Below are 4414 nucleotides of genomic sequence, written 5' to 3'. Positions count from 1 at the left end.
CGCCGGAGCGACGCCCAATTTTTCGCAGGTGTGGATGTAGATCGCCGGATCGGGCTTCGCGATCCCCAGTTCGCACGACCATGTGTGATGGTCGAAGTCGCCCAGCCATGAAAACTCCTGCCGCATGTAGGCCAGTGTGTCTTCGCCCATGTTCGACAGAATGCCGATCTTCAACCCAGCTTCGGTCAGCGACTTCGCCCACTTCAGCATCGGCTCATTGATCGTGCACCACATCAACACATCGTTTTCGATCAGCCGCTCAATATCAGTTGCAGTTAATTCAATGGCCGTATCCGAAGCAAACTTCTTCCAGTAGGCAGGTCCATCCAGTTGACCCATGTCATACGCATGGCGATGCGTCCAATAATGCCGGTCAAACGTGTCGTGGTCGAGTCCGGTAATGGTCAGCAGGTTTTTGAGCGCAGCGGGTTCCTGCGGCTGGCTCAGCACCATCCCGTAATCGAAGATCACTGCGCGAATCGCCATGCAAAGCACCTCTCGATTCCATTATGCGGGATTGTCAATGAAAAGGTTGAATCGCACGACATCCGATGTCATCCTGAGCGAAGCGCCGAAGGCGCGCAGTCGAAGAGCCTGCCTTAAGCCTGCCGAAGGGATCTGTGATTTTTACGCAGCCGCACGAAAACGGGTGCCCTATTCTATCGCGCTGATGTTGCGCGATAGGGTGGGAAAGCACGGACCCCAACCCAGAACATCATTACGTCTTGCGAAGCAAGACCAGGTAGAAGCACCGGCCTTCAGGCTGGTGAAATATGCCGGGAACAACAGGGCTTCAGCCCCGGGCCTTTTAAGATAACCCCATGCACTTCTCCGCGCGCACTAACTGGGAAACAACCGAAACCGATCTCGCCCGCGCGCTCCGCGAGAGAAGGGAATCAGGCCAGCCAATCTACGACCTTACCGCCTCCAATCCAACCCATTGCGGATTCAGCTATGACGAAGCCGCCATCCTCGCGCCGCTCGCCGCGCCGGAAGCTCTGATTTATGATCCCAACCCGCAAGGCATCCTCAAAGCCAGAGAAGCCGTCTGCGCCTATTACCGCGACCACGGGGCGATTGTCGATCCGGCACAGATCTTCCTCACTACCAGCACCAGTGAAGCCTACAGCTACGTTTTCCGCCTCCTCTGCGATCCCGGTGACGAAATCCTCATCGCGCAGCCCAGCTATCCGCTCTTCGACTTTCTCGCCGCATTAGATGACGTGAAACTCACTCCCTATGCTCTCTTTTACGACCACGGCTGGCACCTCGACATCGAATCTGTCCATCAACGCATCACGCCGCGCACCCGCGCCATCGCATTGGTCCACCCCAATAACCCCACTGGCCACTTCACCAAAGCGAATGAACGAGCCCAACTCGAAGCTCTCTGTGCCGAACACAACCTCGCTCTCATCATCGATGAAGTCTTCCTTGACTACCCGCTCGAACCTGCACAGACAAAGACCTTTGCCGCCGGCCTCCATCCAGCCTTAACCTTCGTCTTGAGCGGACTGAGCAAAATTGCCGCCCTACCGCAGATGAAAGCAGCATGGATCGCAGCCTTCGGCCCCGGCGAAGCCCTGAAGCAATCGCTCTCCCGACTCGAAATCATCGCCGACACCTTCCTCTCCATGAACGCGCCTATCCAGCACGCGCTGCCTCACTGGCTCACGCACCGCCACGCAATACAGCAGCAGATCACCGAACGAACAAAGAAAAACCTCGAAACCCTCGACGCGCTCCTCGCCAAGCAGAGCATGGTCACTCGATTGGCCGTTGAAGCAGGCTGGTACGCCGTCCTCCGCATCCCCGCCATCCGCAGCGACGAGGAAACAGCTATCGACCTCATCCGCAGCGCCGGAATCTCCACCCACCCCGGCTACTTCTTCGGTTTTCACGGAGACGGCTGGTTGGTAGTCAGCCTGTTAACACCGGAAAATGATTTTAAAATCGGCTTGGAGGCTCTGATTCGCACACTGAATGAGCCATAGCTACTCAATGAGTACCAAGCCCTGATATCGACAGTTGACACCCGAACCGGTAGCATCGCTGGGCCGTCTTCTCTGGACCTATACGTCACAGCTTCTAAGGACCCCTAACCCGACTTGATCTTTACTCGGCGCTTCACCCAACGTTCCGAGCTCATCCTAATATTGAGAGAACGAGACAGAGCGCTCACCTCGCATGAACGACAAGTTCCTGGCGTGCGTGTTCAAGGAACATCTGTGCCGAACTGGGCGATTCCTTATCCATGGAATCTCCACTCTTTCGAACGGGAACAGCGAAATCCTGCGGCAAAGCCTCGCCGTAGAGAATCATCAATTCTGTCCGGCGATCCGCGGACGGCACATGAAACATACGGACCATGGCAGTGTTATGCGGCAACGAAATGTGCCATTTCGCAAGCAGCTGTACCATGGCGGCGCCGTCCGATCCTTTGTCATCCAGGAGCAAGGCTCCAAGATCGGGGAAGCTCTTCACGTCATAGTTGAATGGAAGATTGCCCATTTGGGTCGTAGGCATAGAAGCATAGTCATAAGTAAAGTTGTTGGTCGGCAGGAAATGTTCGAACTGTATCAGCAAGAATTGCTTCGCAATGTTCTCGCGGCCCGGCCTGGCAAAAACGTACTGTTCGGCCTCGGCGTTTCCATGGAGATTCACTTGTTGCTTACCCACGAATAGGAATCCTCTCCCAATGGTCAGCTGCACCTTAGGGAACTTCTCTGAAACGATTGTCCTGCCTTTCAAATGACGTAGCACACTTGTGTTGGCCTCGACCGCTCCCTGGGCAAACGTGGTACTCAGGAGAACGAAGCAGATTGCCGCGACGATCACTGTCCTGCCGCCCGGAAGGTGCATCGTTTCATTTGAATACATTTTCACTGCCCCCGTTTTGAATACGCACGATAAGTAGGGAGAGTTCCTGCGAACTGATGCCCAGAGCAACTCCCTAAAGCGCGGATTTCATTTGGAATGCATCTGGATTTAAGGATCATCGCCAAGTCACCCAGCGATCCTAAAAGAAAGAGTGGTGCTATTTCGAGACGGCTGGGTGGTGATGGACCTATTGGCCTGGAGAGCGAATCCGGAACCGGCATGAGAGCCATCGTCATGAGTTGCAGAACATGGCCCGGCGCGGCCACGATCCAGGCTAGTGACGCGCGACACTCGCAGCGGCAGGTGTGATCGGCACGACCTGCAGGCGTTCATCAAAAAAGAATAGGCTGTTCCGGCCTGAGTCTTTCACCGTGTACATAGCCGTGTCGGCATTACGAATGAGTTCCTCGGCGCTGCGCCCGCCTTCGGGAAAGATGGAGATGCCGACACTAAGGGTCAGCGTGACTTGCCGGCCGCTGATCTCGATGGGCTGTGAGGCGTTGCGCATAATCTGCCGGGCGCATTGCTCAACCTCTTGTACGGTGCGGAATTCGGGCAGCACGATGACGAACTCATCTCCGCCCAGGCGCGCCACAGTGTCAGACTCGCGCACAGAGGAAAGCAGGCGCTGCCCTACCGTGGCAAGAAGGACGTCCCCATCCGCGTGGCCGAGCGAGTCATTGATCTGCTTGAAGTAGTCGATGTCCACGAGGAAAATGGCAACCTTCTGGGCATGGTTCTGAGCGCGGAGGATGGCTTTTTGGAGACGCTGATAAAGCAGCGTACGATTAGCGAGGCCGGTCAGGTGGTCGTGATGCGCGAGATAGTTGACGTGATCGGAGCGGCGGCGGTGTTCGGTGACGTCGCGGCTGGTGATGGCGATGCCGTTGCCGAGCCGTACGACCTGGACGTTGAGCCAGGTAGCTTTGATCATCTCGTCATCGAGAAAGACTTCACAGGTATAAGGGCTGCCGGTGCGGACGACCTCACGGTATTTGTGGATGAGGCCGGAATGGATCATGAACGGCCGAACTTCGGTAAGAACTTTGCCGTAGAGGCTTTCACGGGGCACGCCAAGGCGGCGCTCAGCGTTTGGATTGATGTAGCTGAAGGCAAAGTCGACAATAGTCCCTGATGTATCAGGGATGCCATCGAAGATGTAGAAATCATCCAGAGTGCATTCTGCCGCGGCAAAGAACCGGGCATGGTCCGTGGTACCGGATGTGCTTACCGGCCAAAGACGCCTGGCAAGAAAGGCATTTAAAAAAGCGCGGGACAGCCCCCAGCAACGATTGCGCATATCTATGATTTCGACCCTGTCGGCCCAAGCCGAGATAGGAAATGAGAACAATCATACCATCGTCGCTAACAGGAAATAGGAGTGCGATCCGGATAACGGGCATCCATGTAAGTCACTGTCAAGAGAAAAGCACGAGTTTTCCTGCGCGCTCCGTGGAGGGCGCGCTGTTCGTTCGATCAGGATAACGCTGCGCACGTGTGCCTCTCGGCGGGGTGGTTCCTTGCAGAACCGGAC

At 55.9% G+C, this 4414-nt stretch carries 4 protein-coding genes; 1 reads left to right on the top strand and 3 read right to left on the bottom strand.

The window, feature by feature from the left end; translation table 11 throughout:
* Positions 1-486, bottom strand: a 486-nt coding sequence (locus tag VEV40_RS14870; RefSeq protein ID WP_324833419.1) for an HAD-IA family hydrolase, incomplete at its 3' end; no start/stop codon positions are given.
* Between the two features lie 335 nt (positions 487-821).
* On the opposite strand from VEV40_RS14870, the gene VEV40_RS14865 reads away from it, so the two are divergent.
* Positions 822-1994, top strand: a complete 1173-nt coding sequence (locus VEV40_RS14865; protein ID WP_324833417.1) for a pyridoxal phosphate-dependent aminotransferase — start codon at positions 822-824, stop codon at positions 1992-1994.
* A gap of 184 nt (positions 1995-2178) precedes the next feature.
* On the opposite strand, the gene VEV40_RS14860 is transcribed toward VEV40_RS14865, so the two are convergent.
* Both VEV40_RS14860 and VEV40_RS14855 read right to left on the bottom strand, forming a co-directional pair.
* The gene (locus tag VEV40_RS14860; RefSeq protein WP_324833416.1) at positions 2179-2679 is read right to left on the bottom strand and encodes a hypothetical protein; all 501 of its coding nucleotides are present in this window, start codon (positions 2677-2679) and stop codon (positions 2179-2181) included.
* Positions 2680-3154: 475 nt separating this feature from the next.
* On the bottom strand, positions 3155-4180 hold the full coding sequence (locus VEV40_RS14855; protein ID WP_324833415.1) for a diguanylate cyclase domain-containing protein: 1026 nt from the start codon (positions 4178-4180) through the stop codon (positions 3155-3157).
* Positions 4181-4414: the final 234 nt, after the last annotated feature.

The sequence above is a fragment of the Alloacidobacterium sp. genome, from assembly GCF_035631355.1.
Lineage (GTDB): Bacteria > Acidobacteriota > Terriglobia > Terriglobales > Acidobacteriaceae > Alloacidobacterium.
This window is presented reverse-complemented; position numbering and strand designations above follow the sequence as displayed.